The following is a 16,203-nucleotide window of genomic DNA, read 5'->3' as shown; positions in this document are numbered from 1 at the left end:
GCCATGTCGGTCATCATCCTGCTGGCCGTCGGCGCCGACTACAACCTGCTGCTGGTCTCCCGATTCAAAGAAGAAATCCACGCCGGCCTCAACACCGGCATCATCCGCGCCATGGGCGGCACCGGCTCAGTAGTCACCTCCGCAGGCCTGGTCTTCGCCTTCACCATGATGTCCATGGCCTTCAGCGAACTCGCCGTCATCGGCCAAGTCGGCACCACCATCGGCCTCGGCCTACTCTTCGACACCCTCGTCATCCGCTCCTTCATGACCCCATCGATCGCAGCCCTACTCGGAAAATGGTTCTGGTGGCCACAATTGGTGCGTCAACGCCCGGTTCCGGCCCCATGGCCCAAGCCCGCGGAGAAGGAAACTGCCGACGCCCCGGCCTAGGCAGGCTCCGCGAGCGTGCGCGTCTGTTGCCCGACACTCCGTAAATCAGCAGCAGTTCACGCACGCTCGCGCCGGTCTCGAAAGCCGGACGAGGAGGTCGATCCGCGTCACGGGCGGACGAAACCGATATCGTCGGTGATCACCGTACTCGGGCCGATCGGCATCTTGGCGCTGTCGGGTCCGCCGACCGCCACGAATTCGAGCTTGTCGGACCACACTTTGCGCAGCACATCTGCGAACGCGAGCAGGGTCAGCTGCTCGCCCGGACACCGCCGATACCCGAACCCGAACGGTGCGAAACCCGCATAGTCGCATACGGGTAGTGGCTTATCTTCCACGACGCCGAAGACGGTGCCGAAGGCACTGTTGTCGATCGTCGCCCTTCGCCCGTCTCGCACCTCGAACGAGGCCGGGGTGAAGGGGCACTGCGCCAAACCCATTTGTCGGATTCGGGCTTCGTCGATCTGTGCGCTGGTGGGAGCGTGCTCGTAGCGGGACGGATCGAAGTCATCCGGGTTGACCCACTGCACCCGATCGTGGCTCGTCGAGGTGTGCGGCGAATTCATGTAGTTGTGCCGGGTGAACGGCGGCGGGCTGGCCTCGGTGAGCGCCGAGATGCTGCCCGGATTAGGTGAAATGGTGCGGAACAGCTCCATCACGAACCGTTCCAGCGGAGGAAACGACGCACCCTTGGCGTTGTCGGGGTCTGCTGACATGGTCCGAATGAACCAGTCCCGCGCTTGAGCGTTACCGCCGTCGCGGCGCATTGTGGCCATGATGTTGTACAGGGTGTTGCCCCACTGACTGAACGCAACGAAGTTGTGGAACACCTCGAAAATGACGTCCTGGTGGTTGAAGTACTCGCTTCCCTCACCATTTTTCAGCCAGTACCAGGCGAATGTCTTCTCTGGATCGGATGTCTTTCCGGAAACGATGTTGGCCAGCCCCTCGTCTATCCAAGATCGCAGATATTCAAGGTTGGCGCGCACCACCATATAGTTGTCATAAACAACTTTCTGCGTGGGATCACGGTAGGCGAGGACCGCGTTGAAGCTGGCGCCTATCTGACGCACTTTGTCGGGGATTTGCTTCCCCCGCACTCCGAGATGCAAGTCCCAGTAGAGGTCCCAGAAGGTGTCCAGATAGATCCGCATCAGTGGTTTATTGGCATTCTGCGGGCCGAAAAGCCCCGTGAAATAATCCACGACCTTGTTTCGGTACTTGCTGAAATAGAGATCGGGTGTCGTGGCCGACATGTAGATCCGCTTACGCCGATTGTCTGGTCCGCGCTTCTCCAGCCCCTGTAGAAACACCGTCACCCCATGCTCGGGATCAGGCCCCCAAGTTTGACTCAGCAGACCCCACAAGTCGCGCGGCAGGGCGTTCTCCTTTGTCAAGGGCAGATCGATCATCGGCAACGTGGGGCGTTCCCCGTCGGTGATCCGGCTCAGGAAATTGGGAACGATGACATTGTCGACGTATTCGGCATCGAAGGTGGCCACATACTTCTCCCGCAGCTTGGCCACCTCCGCGTGCAGCTGCGAGATATCGCTGGGCGATGCATCGGTCGCCACGCTGTGCGACCCGGGCGACGAGCATGCCCCCAGCGACTGGGCAGATAGTGCTGCGACGGCGCCGGCGCCACCGGCCAGGAATAGCCTTCGCCGCATCTCTACGCTCGTTCCCGAGACAGGGCGGTCAACTTGAGGCGCTCGAACTCGGCGGGGGTGACCGCACCCGCCTCGAGCAGGTTTTTGGCTTCGGCGATCTCCCGGACGGGTGAGCGGCCCGCAACCTCGCGGATGTAGTCATCGGCTCGCTGCTGACCCGCGGCGGCATGCTCGAGGGCGCGGGAGCTCATACCGTTGCCGCGGACGACGAGATAAGCCAAAGCGGTGAGATACGGCAACAGAACGAGGAATACAACCCAAATTGCCTTAACAATTCCCGACGTCGTGCGATCACGCCAGAATAGGTCGGTCAAGATATTGATCAATATCACCAAATATGCGATGAAAGCAAAAATGATGATCGCTGACCACAGGAAGTCCCAGAACGTATTCCACATGGCGCCCAGCCTAAGTGGGTGACCATCCCGAGAGCCCACCGAGAAGCGGTCCGCGCGACGATTGACCCCCGAACTGTGGTCATTCGACGGTGGTGTCGATGTTCGGTGCGCGCGTGACGAAGCCGTCCTCGGCGGCTATTGCGGACAATTCAGTTTTGGTTCGCACTTGCTGGCCCAATTTGGCGTACTTGTCGCGAACCCGGTCGATGTACTGCTTGGCAGTGCTGGTGGCCACACCCATGCGACGTGCCACGCTGTCGAGCTTCAGTCCGCAGGCATAGAGCTGCAGCGCCAGCTGCTCCTGATCGGAGAGTTTCGGACGGCAGGCAACACTGTCGACGGCGATGGCCTGCGCCAGTACCGGACTCATCCACTGCTCGCCGCGCAGCGCGGCATCCACCGCGGCGCGCAGGTTCTTCATGCTGTCGTTCTTCGCGACGACACCCACGACTCCGGCGCGCAACATCCGCTGCACATGGCGCGGACTGCCCAGCGCCGTCACGACGAGCACCGCAGTACCCTGCCGCTGTAGCGCCGCCACCATGCCTTCGTCGGCGAATCCGGCCGCACCCAAGTCGAGATCGAGCAGCACCAGGTCAATCCGGGGCAAAGCATGCGCTTCCGGTCCGGCAACCGCATCCAGGGTCGTGGCCAGTGTCAATTCATGTCCGGCATCGGATAACTCACGCGCGAGCCCGTCCCGAACGAGGATGTGGTCCTCGACTATCGCTATGTGCGCCAACGGTCCATCTCACTTCCACCAGACCCAGCTCTTCGGTAACGGCAACGCATGGATTCCGTTGTTCCCCAGCGTAACCAACCAGGGCCGACGGTGGCGCGACGAGTATCAGCGCCGCTTCGGCGTCTCGCCCGAAGACGCCGATGGACACGTGGTCGCCGGAGCTGCAGCGCTCGAGGACGTCGCGTACGGTCATGACAACCAGTTCTGCCGAATCGTCGTCGAGGATCCCGGGCGCGGCATTCACGTCCAATCCGACACCCGCGGAGCGGGCGACGTCGATCATCTCGACGAAGCGTCGTTTGGCGCCGGCGGTGACGATATCGGCCGTCAACCCGATGAGTGCCCGTAGGTACCCCTCCTCGAGGCGTGCGGTCGCACGGATGAGCGGGTCCCGGGCACGCACCGGATCACTGGCGACGGATTCGAGAATGTGGCGAGCATGCTCGAGTGTTGAGCGGAACCCGTCGTTGTTCATCGCTTCGTCGACGGCGAGGCGCTCCTGCTGCTCGCGACGATGCACTCGTTCGTCGTGATGTGCCGAGGCGGTATTGGCCAACCGCAGCGTTTGGTGCCGCAAGAGGTAGCAAGCACCGATGACCAGCAGGTCGGCGGCGAACAGGCTCAACGTCAGCCCGCCGCAGTCGGCGAGGTGACGACGCAGCGTCATGACGACACCGAACAGGGGAATCAGCATGGCGCTGAGCACAACTCGCTTACGCCCGTCGACCAGCACCAGCACGATGCAGATGGCGGCCACCGCGTCACCCGACCAGGCCAACGTGGGCTGCAGGCCGCAGGCGGCGTCGCCCGCACCCGACATGTTGTAGACGACCGACATGGCGGCCATCCCGCTGAGAATTATGGCCACCGTGCCGGTGGGCAGCACCACGCCGCGACCGGCCTCGCGCACGATCGTCACCAGGATGATGGCGACCAATAGCCACATGAGCAGCGGCGGCGCCACATCCAGCGGTGACCACAATCGGCTGCAGATCACGGTAACAGTTGCGACAACGGCGAATTCCGTCAGCATGACCGCGGTTATCGAGCGCGACATCCGGGCCGACGCCGCCGCGAACAGGTTCCGGCCGGCATCACCCAGTGGCGCGCAGCTCAGCGTGACAGTGGTGCCGGCACCCGGCCGGCTGCGTACCGACACCTGGATTTGCGCATCGTGGGCTCGGGTCGCCAGTGACGACGACAGCGCCGACGTGTCGGCTATTCCGGCCCCGTTGTCTGTGATCGCCACCGTGTGCGTACCGGGGCTATACGATACGTACGCACACGAAACTCCAGCATGTTTTGCAATATTGGTGACGACTTCACGCAGCGTGGCGATGATTTCACGGCGCCGCCAGGACGGTTCGGCTTCCAGCTGTCGCTGCAGACCGGTGAGGTCGTCCGCCGAGAGTTCGACACCCGATTCGGCGGCATGTGCGAAAAGGTCGGCGATGGAGGGACTTATCGGCGTCGCCGCGTCGTGCAGCGCATCGGTGATCCGGGCATCGTCGGTGCATCTGCGCGCGACGAGACTGCCGGCAGTGGCGATCCGCGCCATCGCGATCGCACCCAGGGTGTTGACCACGGTGTCGTGCATCATTCGCGACCGACGGCGCGCAGCTTCGGCGGCGATCTCCCTGTGCCGCACCGCCCGGTCCACTTCGAGCCGCGCCTGGGCTTCGTCGTCGGCAGTCGCCGCGACCCGGTGCAGCTCGCGGAAGGCCAAACTCAGGGCGGCACAAATGCTTATCGAATACGCCGGGATCTGAACCGCCATACCCCACACCGCAAGTGTCGCGGGGAAGGCCGGGATGAGCAGCGCCGTGCTGCAGGCCAGGCTCACCGCCACGGTGGTCTGCAATGCCCGGCGCAGCGGGAGCAGCAACGATGCCGCCGCGGCGATGGTCATCGACATGGTGCGGGGCGCGATCGGATCCTGGGATTCTGCGATGCCCAATTGCACGGCCAGGACGATCGCGACGGCCGCCCAGCCGAGCACGATGCTCCACGCCGGTACCCGTCGCAGCACGGCCGCAACCCACACGGCGGCGTGCACGCCGAACGCCGTCCACACTAATTTCGGTGCGGCATAAGGTGGTACGGCATTACCGAACACCGCGAATTGGATCGCGGATACGACCACCGTGAAGAACAGTGCCGCTGTGGTGAGCGCATGCCGCACTACGGCGGCATAGCCGTGGCTGTCGGTCACACCGTCCTCAGCCGGCAGTCGGGCCAGCACGCTTGCGGAAGATGCGCACCGCCAACCAGGGCAGGACGATGGTGGCGACGGCGGTGGTCAGCCACACGACGAAGGTCGCGGCCAACCACGCCCCCGCACCCCGGATCGCCAATCCGGTGAACTGCGTCGCCAAGAACAGCGCGACCAATGTCGAAACCAGACCGATCCCGCCGAGAAAGGCCGAGGCGTAACGCTTGGTGATCTTGAAGATGAACGGGGACAGGATCGCCTGGGCGACAGTGAATATCACGACGGTGAGCAGGAAGCCCCGCCAGGGCACCGATACGCCGGCAACCAACCGGTCCGCAGCCAGCAAACCCACTGCCGACGATCCGAGGAGTACGGCCACCCGCAGGAAGAATCGCACCATGCCGATAACCCTATGCTGAGTGCCCCGGTGACCTGCACGTCCACTGATTTGGGGACAACGCTGCGTGTGGGTGCTTCACGGCTCTAGGTCACGCCTTCTTTGGCATAGACCATCCGCAGGACCAACCCGACCTCCGGTCCCATGATGGTTTCGCACAGTTCGCAGTAGGTGGCGACGAAGGCCGGACCATGCGGCGGCGGTACAGGGCTCAGGTGGTGGGCCAACTCGTGCAACACGACGAGTTCACGCAGCGCCCACGTCGAATCCCGTTCGGGCACCGCGATGACGGCCGCACCGTCGACGAGTTCGTAGTGTGCGGCCGCGGCGCCGCGGCGGGGCCGCACGCTCACCGGCGGGGCACCGACGCGGGCGAGCACCTCGTCGACATAGCGCTGCACTGACTCGACCGAGCCGAACTTCGCCTCCGGCGGCAACGTCAGCGAGGTGCCGAAGAAGTCGATGGCGCGTGAACTATGTTGCGCGGCACGGTCGAACATGGTGCGCACGAACTGTTCCGCGGCATACACCTTGGCCCGCTGGGTGTCCCTGGCCGTCACTGCTCCAATGCGCCGCGTGCGCCCGACAACTCCGGATTCGGCCCCAGTCGGGCGCGTCGCCCAGCCTGGTCGCCGGCCCGGCGCGCTGCCGAAGAATAGCCCGCCGACGCGCTGGTCGCCCGCCACGTGCCGCGCGCCTGCGAGGCCTGCCGGTAGAAGCTCTTCAACTCGATGTCCTTGTCCCGCAGGGCAAGAGCCGTACCGGGCCGGTCGTTGCGGTCGGCCTCCTGTTTGGCCTCCTCGCGGGCCTGCGTCAGCCGCTGCCCGATCCGGGAGCCGAACGCCAGCTGGAAGTTCAGCCGCGCGGTGATGGTGGGGGTCGGCCGGTGCGCTCCGGAGGCGATGTAGGACTCCGACGCCTTGACCATCTGCAGCACCAGGCTGGTGTAGAGCGCATGGGTGGCGTCGATGTCCTCGGCGAATCCGTAGGCGTAGACGAACGTCGAGTTGGACGCGACATCGCATTTCACGTCGTTGGCCATCCCGATCATCACGAACAACTGCACATAGGTGCGCAGCCCCTTGGTGCCGGCCTGCCCGATGGTCACGGTGCGCTGCAGCGGCTGCTGGGCCTTGGTGCGCTGGGCTGAATGCGACCGGGCCAACGCCAAGTCGATCGCGGTGGCCGTGGCCAGCCGCTGCGCCGCGGCCATGAATGCCTCGGCTTCATGCTGATTGTCGGTGCCCTCCGCCTGACGCAACAGCGCGGCGATGCGCCCCAGCATCTTGTCGTCGCTCATTGCGCGATCCGCTTCGCTACTCGCTTGCCGCTCATTGCGCGATCCGCTTCGCTACTCGCTTGCCGCTCACGGCACGATCCTAGAAAACATCTCTGACATCACTTACCGGAGAAGTCCTTCAGCGCGTCACGCACCTGCTGCGACAGCGAGCCGGGCTTGCCGTAGTTCGCGATGCTGTCGGTCGGGTCGTCGCGCAGGATGTGGTTGACGCCCTTGAGCTCGACGACCTTGAGCGCGGTGTGGTGCAGCGCGTCGATCAGCGGGCGTTCGGCGTCACAGCTGGCCTGGGCGTCGGAATCCGAGCACGTCAGCAGGACCGGCATCCCGTCGGGCAGCGCCGCCGCCAGCGCCAGCGGGTCGATCTTGTCGGCCTCCCTGATGGCGTTCAGATTGCCCTTGTTGACGATCGCGCTCAGGCCCTCGGGCAGGTTGTCCGGGACTGTGCCCTTGGTGCGAATCTGATCGACGGCGCCCAGCCAGGCCTTGAGCACCTCCGGCGTCGACCCCGAGCGCACCCGGTTGGTGATGATGTCCAGATACCGGCCCGCCAGTGGCTGCAACAGCCCCAGCGAGTGCACCTTCTCCTCGCCTCGGCCGGCCAGCGTCATGGCGTGGACGGCGCCCTCGCCGACCGCGTAGATCGACAATCGATCCTTGTCGGTGTGGGACTGCCCACCCAGAAACTTCAGTGCGGCGGCCGCACCGGCGGTGTAGACAGCGCTGACCACCTCCGTCGGCTTCTGCTGATACGGGCCCAGCTTGGTCTTGCCGGTACCGATCTTGTCGTAGCGCAAGGTGGCCACACCGTCGTCCGACAGCGTCTCGGCGATCTGGCGCATGTTGCCGATGGGGCCGACGACCTTGTTGTCGCCATTGCGGTCGGTGGGCCCGCTCTCGGAGATCAGCAGCGCGGCCGGACCTGACCTGCCGTTGGTGCGGTAGGTGCCGAAGATGGTCAGACCGTCGGCGTCGAAGCTGACGTCCTGGTCCACCCATTTGGCCGGCTGCCCGGATCCGCAACCGGCCAGCAGCAGCACCGCCAGCAGTGCCGCGGCAATTCGTCTCACAGATGTGCCTCGATCCACGACGTGACGTCGTCGAGCACCAGCGCCTGCTCGGGCTCGTTGAACACCTCGTGGTACAGGCCCGGGTACACCTTGAGGTGGACGTCCTCGGCAGCCACGCACTCGACGAGACGGTGACTGCCTTCGACGGGCACCAGCCGATCCTTTTCACCGTGCACCACCAGCAGCGGCGCGGCCAGCGCGGAAGCCCGCTGCGGCATCGTCTCGCCTACGAGGATCAGCGCCCGGGCGATCCCCGCCGGCACCTTGCCGTGCCACACCAGCGGGTCGGCGTTGTACGCGGCGACCACGGCCGGATCCCGGGAGATCGCCGTCACGTCGAGCTCTTCGACGGGCAAGCCCGGGGCGATCTGGCCCAGCAACTTGGCCGCCACGACCAGCATCGGCGACAGGGAGGCCTGCGCTGCGATCGCAGGCCCCGAAAGCACCATGGCGGTGTACTCGTCGGGGTATTCGACGCCGTAGCTGAACACGATGCCGCCACCCATACTGTGGCCGAGCACGATGCGGGTGAGGTCGGGATGCTCGGCGGCGGCGACGCCGACCAGGGTGTGGAAATCGCCGACGTACTCCGACATGTCCCGCAGGTACACCCGCTTGCCGCCGGAACGCCCGTGGCCACGATGGTCGAGGGCGTAGACGATCAAACCGGCCTCGCCGAAGCGCTGCGCCACGTGGTGGTAGCGGCCTGCGTATTCTCCCAGCCCGTGCGACAGCACGATGACTCCGCGCGGCGCAGTCTCCGGGCTCCACACGTCGTAGACAATGCGCACCCCACCGACGCCGTCGAAGGTCCGTTCGGTACGGGTACTGGTCATCAGGCGAGCGTAGCGGGATCGCGATCAACGGTTAATGCAGCACCGCCATGCCGAGGACGAACACACCGGCCATCGCCGCCGCGGCAACGAACGGCCACACGATGACGATCTTTTCGCGGGTTTGACCGTAGAGCATCAGCGCTCCGGTCGCCACCAGCACGACGACCAGCCCGACACCGACCGTGAGGATCGCGGCATTCTCGTGATAGCCGGCATCGCAGGCAGCGTCGTGGCAGCCGTCGGTGGCCATTCCGAAGCCGAGTGCGCCCATCATGAACTCGGTGAAAGCCACCGGAATCAGCAGGATATACAGCGCGAACGCCGCGATGTTCCAGCGTTCGACCCCCCGCCGTGCCATTTTTCGATCGTAGTTGTCGGTGGGCGTGCGTAGGCTCGACGACGTGACCGTGCTCGCACCTTCACCCGACGCCACCGCACGCGAGAACGCAAGTCCGGCTGACGCGTTCCTCGCCGATGCCCAGCGCTACCGCCGAGAGCTGCTCGCACACTGTTACCGAATGACCGGTTCTCTGCACGACGCCGAGGATCTGGTGCAGGAGACCTATCTGCGCGCGTGGAAATCCTACGCGGGCTTCGAGGGCAAATCCTCGGTGCGGACCTGGCTGTACCGGATCGCCACCAACACCTGCCTGACCGCCCTGGAGAGCCGTCAACGCCGGCCCCTGCCGTCAGGCCTGGGCACTGCGAGTTCAGCCGGCACCGACACGATCACCGAGCATCCCGAAGTGCCCTGGCTGGAGCCGCTGCCCGATGAGTCCTCCGACCCGGTGAACATCGTCGGCGACCGCGAGTCGGTGCGGCTGGCGTTCGTGGCGGCACTGCAGCACCTGTCCCCCCGCCAGCGTGCGGTGTTGGTGATGCGTGAGGTGCTGCAGTGGAAGGCGGCCGAGGTCGCCGACGCGATAGGGTCTTCGACGGCCGCGGTCAACAGCCTGCTGCAGCGGGCCCGGGCGCAGCTCGAAGCCGCGAACCCCAAGCAGGACGGCCCGATCGTCGCACCCGAATCGCCCGAGGCGCAGCACATGCTGAGCCGCTACATCGCCGCGTTCGAGGCTTACGACATCGACAGACTCGTCGAGTTGTTCACGGCCGAGGCCATCTGGGAGATGCCGCCGTTCGACAGTTGGTATCGCGGTCCGCAGGCCATCGGCGACCTGTCTCGGCACAAGTGCCCCGCCGAGAAGGCCGGCGACATGCGGTTCATCCGCACGACTGCCAACGATCAACCGGCCGCGGCGATGTACATGCGCAGCCCCGAGACGGGCGTGCACGAGGCGTTTCAGTTGCACGTGTTGGCCATCAATGCCGCCGGTATTTCCCATGTGGTGGCGTTCATGGACCCATCGTTGTTCGAGAAGTTCGGGCTCCCGGCTTCCCTTTAGCCGCCGAGTGGCCGGTTACTACACGCGATCACCCAAAACCCGTGCAATAACTGGCCATTCGGCGCCGGCAGCCCGCAACGCGGCGCAGACTCGGGCGACGAGAACCCATAGTCTGCGGTGCAGCAGGTCAGCCCCGACGCGGACGATCGACCAGCCCAGCGCGGCCAATTCTGCATAGCGGTCGATGTCGTTGGCACGGACCCGCGGATCTGTCCAATGCTGTGCGCCCTCGTACTCGACACCTACCTTGAACTTCTTGTAGCCCATGTCAATTCGTGCATGACTTCTGCCGCCGAAGTCTCCCGGCACCACGATCTGCGTATCCGGCTTGGACAGTCCGGCATTGACGAGAACCAGCCGGGTACGGGTTTCCTGTGGGGATTCGGCGCCGCCGTCCATCAGGCCCAGCACGTCACGCAGTTGGACCAGCCCACGGACGCCGGGATGGCGCTGCACCAGAGGTGCGACGTCAGCCGCCGTCACAAACGTCGCCTGCGCGAGCGCATCCAGCCGCATGACCGCCTCGTCCGTGCCGCGGCGCCGACCCAGGTCGAACGCGGTACGCGCCGGCGTCGTCACCGGGATCCCGGCGAACAGTCGAGTCTCGTCGTCCAAAAGTTCGTCGCGGTGGACCAGAATCCCGGCGACGGGCTTGCCATTGCGGCGATACAGCTCGGCAGGCTCGGTCGGGTCGATCCAACGCGTGCCGTACACCGCGGCCGCCGACAGCCCTGCCAACGTCGCCTGTCGCCCGGAGAACAGCCAGGCCGCCTCGGCTCGATGCGCAGCCGTCAACTCCACGCCCTTGGCCAGATAGACGTTGCGGTAGATCGCGTCATACCGGCTTGCCAGGGCTCGTCGGGTCGTTGCCCGCGCGGCAAGCGCCTCGGACCCGAGAATCGGTCGGACCATGCGCCCACGGTGTCGGCAGGGGCCGACGAGATGGCCGACCGAGCCGCCCCTGGTGCCCGGACCTGTGGATGAACCCTGGTCTGGGGACAACCCGACCGCCTCCAGTGGCCGGTTACGACACGCAAACCCGCCGATCGCGTGCACTAACTGGCCGCTCGCCAGCGGCGGAAAAGTTACTTGGGTGGCATCCGGATACCGCCGTCGACGCGGACCACCTCAGCGTTCATGTAGGAGTTGGTGATCAGCTCGATGACCATCGAGGCCAGCTCCTCGGGCTTGCCCAGGCGGTGGGGGAACAGCACGGACTCACCGAGCTTGGCTTTGAAGGCTTCGGACGCCTCTCCTTCCCCGTAGATCGGGGTGTCGATGAGGCCCGGCGCCACGGTGTTGACGCGGACACCCACCGCGGCCAGGTCGCGCGCGACCGGCAGGGTCAGGCCCACGACGCCGCCTTTGGACGACGAGTACGCGGCCTGGCCGATCTGGCCGTCGAACGCCGCGACGCTGGTCATGTTCACGATCGCGCCGCGCTCGCCGCTCTCGGTGGGGTCCAACCGGCTCATTGCGGTGGCGGCCAAGCGGATGGCGTCGAAGGTGCCGACAAGGTTGATCGCGAGCACCTTCTTGTAGACGTCCAGATTGTGCGCCGACGCGAACTCGCCGTCCTTACCGATGGTGCGCTGGGCCCAGCCGATGCCTGCCGAGTTGACCAAGACGCGCAGCGGGCCGAGCTCGGTGGCCTTGTTGACCGCGGCCTCGATCTGCGCGGTGTCGGTGACGTCGACGCTGACGAACACGCCGCCGAGTTCCTTGGCGAGCGCCTCGCCCTTCTCGGACTGCAGGTCGGCGATGACGACCTTGGCTCCCTTGGCTGCCAACTGGCGGGCGGTTGCCGCACCGATACCTGATGCACCACCGGTGACGATGGCGCTGACTCCGTTGATATCCACGTCGACAGAGTAAGCCGATCCACCGGTCGGTCGGCAGTAGGCTTGGCACATGCCCCCGATCGTCGACATCCGCCGCGCCGATGACCGTGGCCTCACCACGACCGACTGGCTGCAGTCGCGACATTCGTTCTCCTTCGGCGATTACTACGATCCCACCAACACCCACCACGGGTTGCTGCTGGTCAACAACGACGACATCGTCGCTCGTGGCGCCGGCTTTGACACACACCCGCACCGGGACATGGAGATCGTCACCTGGGTGCTGGAAGGCGAACTAGCCCACAAGGATTCGATGGGCAACTCCGGAGTGATCTATCCCGGTCTGGCACAACGCATGTCGGCAGGCAGCGGAGTGCAGCACTGCGAGCAGAACGGATCCGAAGACGCGCCAGTGCATTTCGTACAGATGTGGGTGCTGCCCGACGAGGCAAGCGTGACGCCGGGCTATCAACAGCAGGAGATCCGGCTCGGCAATGCCCTGACACCCATCGCTTCCGGCGCCACCGACGCGGCCGTCTCCCTGCACAACCGCAACGCCACACTGCACGGCGCCCGGCTGCACTCCGGCGAGGCGCTGGAGCTACCACAGGCCCCGTACGTGCACCTGTTCGTCGCGCGAGGTGCGGTGACACTTGAGGGCGCCGGCGAGCTGACGACGGGCGACGCGGCACGGCTGAGCGCGTGCGGTGGCCGGCGGGTGACGGCGACGGCCGGCGCCGAGATCCTGGTGTGGGAGATGCATGCGGGCCTGGGCGGCGCGTAACGCCATCGCAGCGGTCATGGTCGCGACAGCGGCCTGCAGCTCCACGTCGACGCCTGCACCGCAACCGCCGCCCGTGCCTGCGGGCCTGTCCACGGTCGCCGTCGAAGTGCCCGACGCCCTCGCGCAAGCCCCGTTCGACCGGCCCCGCCACGCTCAAGTGCCCGCCGGCTGGACGCTGGCGGTCGTCGCACGCGTGCCGAGGGCCCGGATGGCCGCCTGGACACCGGACGGCAGGCTGCTCGTCTCGACACCGAGCACCGGCCAGGTTCTGCAGGTGCTGCCCAGCCGCCAAGTTCTGCTCGACGGACTGGACCAGCCGCACGGTCTGACGTTCGCGGGCTCCACGCTGTACGTCGCCGAGAGCGACCAGATCGATGCCTACGACTACGCCGACGGCCGGGCCACCAATCCTCGTACCGTTGCCGGCGGCCTCCCCGACGCCAAGAGCCCGGACCTGCACGGTGCCTACGCCCACGCCCTCAAGAGCGTCGTCGTGGGACGTGATGGCGCCGTGTACTTCTCGATCGGTTCGACGGGCAACATCTCCGCTGAGGATCGTTCCGCCACACCACCGCGGGCCACCATCATGCGCGTGCCGCCGGGCGGCGGGCCCGCCCAACCGTTCGCGACCGGAGTACGCAATGGCACCGGGCTGGCGTTGGCCCCCGACAGCTCGCTGTGGACGGCGGTGAACAATCGCGACAATGTCGCCAATCCCGAGGGCAAGGTGGACCAGGATTACGTGGACAACCATCCGCCCGAGTCGGTCGCGAAGCTCACGCAGGGACGCGAATTGGGTTGGCCCTACTGCAATCCCGACGGCGCCGCGCCCGCGGGATTCATCCGCGACATGCAGACCAACGCCGACGGCACCGAGCTGGACTGCGCGGCACTGCCGCCGGTGGAGCAGACCATGCCCGCGCACTCGGCACCGCTGGGCATGAGCTTCACCGAACTGCCGCAGTTCGGCGCCGGCGCGCTGGTGGGTGTGCACGGATCGTGGAACCGGGCGCACCCGCAGGCACCCGAGGTGTCGTTCTTCGGTTGGCGCGACGGCACATTGGGCCCCCAGCAGACGCTGGTCGGCGGCTTCCAGGCCGATGACGGTTCACGGTGGGGCCGACCGGTGGCCGCAGTCACGGGACCCGACGGCGCGGTGTACATCACCGACGACGACGCCGGGGCGGTGTACCGGCTGTCACCGGGCTGAGAACGAGGACAGCTAACTGCAATCTCTGGATGCCTGGCGGCGGGTATCCATTCGGAGGAATACCGCGGTCACGGGTGAAGTCGCACGTCCGGTACCCAATCGAGACTCCAACGTTACCAATGTTGACAGAGTTTCCTGTGTGGTTATTGTGTACACCGTGCCTGCGCTGGCAAAACTGAAACAACGTGTGGTAGCAGGTGCGACCACGTTCATATTGTGTGCCGTGTTGGGTGTCGGCAGCATGCCGACTGCGCAGGCCGAAGATGCCAAGACGCTGCTGCTCGGCGCGATCGCCAATACCAAGGGCTCGTACCTCGTCTACAACTTCGGCGGCCAGTTCGCCGCGCCGTTCACCTCGGCCTCGGGCAACCAGTACACGCTGAACAACGGCGGGCACTTGATGACCATCAAGAACGCATCCTCGCGGCTGAGCCCGCGCCTGCTCGTCGACAGCCATCAGGGTTATCAGTCCCGATGCGAGCGCAACCCGGGTGCGCGTACCGGCGAAGGCCTCTGGCAGGCGTCGGAAACCTATGCGCCACTGCAGGCTTGGCAAGCCCTCGGGCAACCGACCATCGCCATCAACGCCAATTTCTTCGACGTCCGGGGCCAGAAGGGCGGCTCGTGGCGCGACACCGGGTGCAGTTCACCGTTGGGCGCATACGTCGACACCACCCGCGGGCAGGGCCGGGCCAACACGGCCGTGACCGGCACACTGGCCTACGCCGGGAAGCAGGGCCTCTCGGGCGGTGACGAACACTGGACGGCGCTGGCCACCATGATCCTGCCGACCGGCAGTGCGCCATACGTGGTGATGCCCAAGGGACGCGACGACTACGACTCGGCGACCCCGGTGATCCAGCGGCTGTTCGACCAGAACGCCCGCTTCGTCGCGGTCTCGGGCATCGGCCTGTTGGCCCCGGGCGACACCGGTCAGCTCAACGACAACGGCCCCAGTGCGGCTCGCACTGCGCTCGGTTACAACCGGGCCGCGGATCAGTTCTACGTGTTCCAGGGCGGCAGCTACACGCCGGACAACATGCAGGATCTGTTCCGCGGGCTGGGTGCTGACAACGCGCTGCTGCTCGACGGCGGTGGCTCGTCAGCCATCGTGCTGCGCCGCGACACCGGCGGCATGTGGAGCGGCGCGGGCTCACCGCGCGGCAACTGCGACACCCGCGCCGTGCTGTGCGATTCGCGCGAACGCTCCCTGCCCAGCTGGCTCGGGTTCAACTAGCTGTGGATCAGGTGCGCTGACGGATGCTCATGCGGTCAGCCACAAATCGACACCCTGACCCGTGAAGACGTTCAGCAGCGTGCTCCAGGCGTCTTGCCCGAGCGCTGTCTTCACCTGCTTGTAGTCGGTCAGGACGAACCTGAACTTGCCGTTCTCGGGTGTGCCGAAGCCACCGCGCAGACAGTCGGCCAGCGCGTCGAAGTTGGCGCCGAAGTAGCCGCCGTCTCCGTTGACGGCGCGGCCGATCTCGGTGAACAGGTCGGCCTTGGATCCGACCGCGGCACCGTCGATCCGATAGGTCCTCACATGCCTCCGATCCGGCAGAAGCTCTGGTAGTGGTCGCCGGTGTAATAGAACTCCGGCGGATGGTCGAGCGGCTGCCCGCCGGTGACGATACGGCGGGTGCCGCGGGTTTTCGCGCCGGGCGTGGGCACCGTGTACTCGTGGTAGTAGCCCCGTTCATGCTGGGGCAGCGCGCGTTCGTAGTTGCCGAAGACGACGCCGTCGTTGCGCGGGTACGGGAACGGGCCGCCGGACTCGATGAGCTTGACGGTCTGCACGGCCTGCGGCGGCAGCCCGTCCAGGTCGCATGTGCCGTCGGCAGCCTTCACCGCGGTCGCCGAGCTGACCGTCGCGGACTTAACGGCTGTAGAGGCACTGTGCCCGCAGCCAGCCAACAGCCCGACCAGCATCACCACTGTCGCTACCCGCCGCAC

At 65.9% G+C, this 16,203-nt stretch carries 19 protein-coding genes; 5 read left to right on the top strand and 14 right to left on the bottom strand.

All coding sequences use genetic code 11. From position 1 onward, the window contains the following. The coding region (locus tag H276_RS0121210) for an MMPL family transporter (protein WP_026357273.1) at positions 1-390 on the top strand (390 nt) is incomplete at its 5' end. 107 nt (positions 391-497) lie between these two features. On the opposite strand, the gene H276_RS0121205 is transcribed toward H276_RS0121210, so the two are convergent. The 10 genes from H276_RS0121205 to H276_RS0121160 all read right to left on the bottom strand — a co-directional run bounded on the left by H276_RS0121205 (position 498) and on the right by H276_RS0121160 (position 9,370). Beyond that, positions 498-2,060: a hypothetical protein gene (locus H276_RS0121205; protein ID WP_026357272.1), complete on the bottom strand. Its 1,563-nt coding sequence runs from the start codon at positions 2,058-2,060 to the stop codon at positions 498-500. Between the two features lie 2 nt (positions 2,061-2,062). Beyond that, positions 2,063-2,458 (bottom strand): PLDc N-terminal domain-containing protein, encoded by a 396-nt coding sequence (locus H276_RS0121200; RefSeq protein WP_019973295.1) that lies wholly within the window; start codon positions 2,456-2,458, stop codon positions 2,063-2,065. A gap of 79 nt (positions 2,459-2,537) precedes the next feature. After that, on the bottom strand, positions 2,538-3,200 hold the full coding sequence (locus H276_RS23415) for a response regulator transcription factor (protein ID WP_036461524.1): 663 nt from the start codon (positions 3,198-3,200) through the stop codon (positions 2,538-2,540). Beyond that, positions 3,142-5,442 (bottom strand): ATP-binding protein, encoded by a 2,301-nt coding sequence (locus H276_RS0121190; protein WP_019973293.1) that lies wholly within the window; start codon positions 5,440-5,442, stop codon positions 3,142-3,144. The genes H276_RS23415 and H276_RS0121190 overlap by 59 nt, the downstream gene beginning before the upstream one ends. Then, positions 5,420-5,812, bottom strand: coding sequence for a phage holin family protein (locus H276_RS0121185; RefSeq protein ID WP_019973292.1), 393 nt, complete (start codon positions 5,810-5,812; stop codon positions 5,420-5,422). Before H276_RS0121185 ends, H276_RS0121190 begins: the two co-directional genes overlap by 23 nt. 83 nt (positions 5,813-5,895) lie before the next feature. Then, the gene (locus H276_RS0121180) at positions 5,896-6,369 is read right to left on the bottom strand and encodes a TIGR04338 family metallohydrolase (protein WP_019973291.1); all 474 of its coding nucleotides are present in this window, start codon (positions 6,367-6,369) and stop codon (positions 5,896-5,898) included. Further along, positions 6,366-7,109: a DUF2786 domain-containing protein gene (locus H276_RS0121175; RefSeq protein WP_019973290.1), complete on the bottom strand. Its 744-nt coding sequence runs from the start codon at positions 7,107-7,109 to the stop codon at positions 6,366-6,368. The genes H276_RS0121180 and H276_RS0121175 overlap by 4 nt, the downstream gene beginning before the upstream one ends. A gap of 98 nt (positions 7,110-7,207) precedes the next feature. Then, positions 7,208-8,176 (bottom strand): hypothetical protein, encoded by a 969-nt coding sequence (locus H276_RS0121170; RefSeq protein WP_019973289.1) that lies wholly within the window; start codon positions 8,174-8,176, stop codon positions 7,208-7,210. Beyond that, positions 8,173-9,012, bottom strand: coding sequence for an alpha/beta hydrolase (locus H276_RS0121165; protein ID WP_019973288.1), 840 nt, complete (start codon positions 9,010-9,012; stop codon positions 8,173-8,175). The genes H276_RS0121170 and H276_RS0121165 overlap by 4 nt, the downstream gene beginning before the upstream one ends. A gap of 31 nt (positions 9,013-9,043) precedes the next feature. Continuing rightward, positions 9,044-9,370: a hypothetical protein gene (locus H276_RS0121160; RefSeq protein ID WP_019973287.1), complete on the bottom strand. Its 327-nt coding sequence runs from the start codon at positions 9,368-9,370 to the stop codon at positions 9,044-9,046. Between the two features lie 13 nt (positions 9,371-9,383). On the opposite strand from H276_RS0121160, the gene H276_RS0121155 reads away from it, so the two are divergent. Then, positions 9,384-10,415, top strand: a complete 1,032-nt coding sequence (locus tag H276_RS0121155) for a sigma-70 family RNA polymerase sigma factor (RefSeq protein WP_026357271.1) — start codon at positions 9,384-9,386, stop codon at positions 10,413-10,415. 18 nt (positions 10,416-10,433) lie between these two features. Here H276_RS0121155 and H276_RS0121150 read toward each other — a convergent pair whose 3' ends face one another. Then, complete coding sequence (locus tag H276_RS0121150) at positions 10,434-11,327, bottom strand: hypothetical protein (protein ID WP_019973285.1); 894 nt, start codon at positions 11,325-11,327, stop codon at positions 10,434-10,436. A gap of 173 nt (positions 11,328-11,500) precedes the next feature. Then, positions 11,501-12,277 carry an SDR family NAD(P)-dependent oxidoreductase gene (locus tag H276_RS0121145; protein ID WP_026357270.1) on the bottom strand — a complete coding sequence of 259 codons (777 nt, stop codon included), beginning with the start codon at positions 12,275-12,277 and terminating at the stop codon, positions 11,501-11,503. A 49-nt stretch (positions 12,278-12,326) separates the two neighbouring features. Between H276_RS0121145 and H276_RS0121140 the strand changes: the two genes are divergently transcribed. From H276_RS0121140 to H276_RS0121130, 3 genes are all read left to right on the top strand, one after another. Further along, complete coding sequence (locus H276_RS0121140; RefSeq protein WP_019973283.1) at positions 12,327-13,040, top strand: pirin-like bicupin family protein; 714 nt, start codon at positions 12,327-12,329, stop codon at positions 13,038-13,040. Then, positions 13,018-14,250 (top strand): sorbosone dehydrogenase family protein, encoded by a 1,233-nt coding sequence (locus H276_RS0121135; protein WP_019973282.1) that lies wholly within the window; start codon positions 13,018-13,020, stop codon positions 14,248-14,250. The genes H276_RS0121140 and H276_RS0121135 overlap by 23 nt, the downstream gene beginning before the upstream one ends. A 223-nt stretch (positions 14,251-14,473) precedes the next feature. After that, the gene (locus tag H276_RS0121130) at positions 14,474-15,487 is read left to right on the top strand and encodes a phosphodiester glycosidase family protein (RefSeq protein WP_369758544.1); all 1,014 of its coding nucleotides are present in this window, start codon (positions 14,474-14,476) and stop codon (positions 15,485-15,487) included. 27 nt (positions 15,488-15,514) lie between these two features. On the opposite strand, the gene H276_RS0121125 is transcribed toward H276_RS0121130, so the two are convergent. Continuing rightward, positions 15,515-15,793 (bottom strand): barstar family protein, encoded by a 279-nt coding sequence (locus tag H276_RS0121125; RefSeq protein WP_019973280.1) that lies wholly within the window; start codon positions 15,791-15,793, stop codon positions 15,515-15,517. Next, positions 15,790-16,179: a ribonuclease domain-containing protein gene (locus H276_RS0121120; protein WP_369758543.1), complete on the bottom strand. Its 390-nt coding sequence runs from the start codon at positions 16,177-16,179 to the stop codon at positions 15,790-15,792. Before H276_RS0121120 ends, H276_RS0121125 begins: the two co-directional genes overlap by 4 nt. Positions 16,180-16,203: the final 24 nt, after the last annotated feature.

The sequence above is a fragment of the Mycobacterium sp. 141 genome (assembly GCF_000382405.1).
GTDB lineage: Bacteria > Actinomycetota > Actinomycetes > Mycobacteriales > Mycobacteriaceae > Mycobacterium.
Note: the sequence above shows the minus strand (reverse complement) of the source record. Positions and strands in the feature narration are given on the sequence as shown.

Bases quoted from the DNA above. Each gene is read 5' to 3' on its own strand.
- H276_RS0121150 (WP_019973285.1), bottom strand. From the start codon at position 11,327: ATGGTCCGACCGATTCTCGGGTCCGAGGCGCTTGCCGCGCGGGCAACG.
- H276_RS0121160 (WP_019973287.1), bottom strand. From the start codon at position 9,370: ATGGCACGGCGGGGGGTCGAACGCTGGAACATCGCGGCGTTCGCGCTG.
- H276_RS0121135 (WP_019973282.1), top strand. From the start codon at position 13,018: ATGCGGGCCTGGGCGGCGCGTAACGCCATCGCAGCGGTCATGGTCGCG.
- H276_RS0121205 (WP_026357272.1), bottom strand. From the start codon at position 2,060: ATGCGGCGAAGGCTATTCCTGGCCGGTGGCGCCGGCGCCGTCGCAGCA.
- H276_RS0121120 (WP_369758543.1), bottom strand. From the start codon at position 16,179: ATGCTGGTCGGGCTGTTGGCTGGCTGCGGGCACAGTGCCTCTACAGCC.
- H276_RS0121175 (WP_019973290.1), bottom strand. From the start codon at position 7,109: ATGAGCGACGACAAGATGCTGGGGCGCATCGCCGCGCTGTTGCGTCAG.
- H276_RS0121165 (WP_019973288.1), bottom strand. From the start codon at position 9,012: ATGACCAGTACCCGTACCGAACGGACCTTCGACGGCGTCGGTGGGGTG.
- H276_RS0121200 (WP_019973295.1), bottom strand. From the start codon at position 2,458: ATGTGGAATACGTTCTGGGACTTCCTGTGGTCAGCGATCATCATTTTT.
- H276_RS0121140 (WP_019973283.1), top strand. From the start codon at position 12,327: ATGCCCCCGATCGTCGACATCCGCCGCGCCGATGACCGTGGCCTCACC.
- H276_RS0121185 (WP_019973292.1), bottom strand. From the start codon at position 5,812: ATGGTGCGATTCTTCCTGCGGGTGGCCGTACTCCTCGGATCGTCGGCA.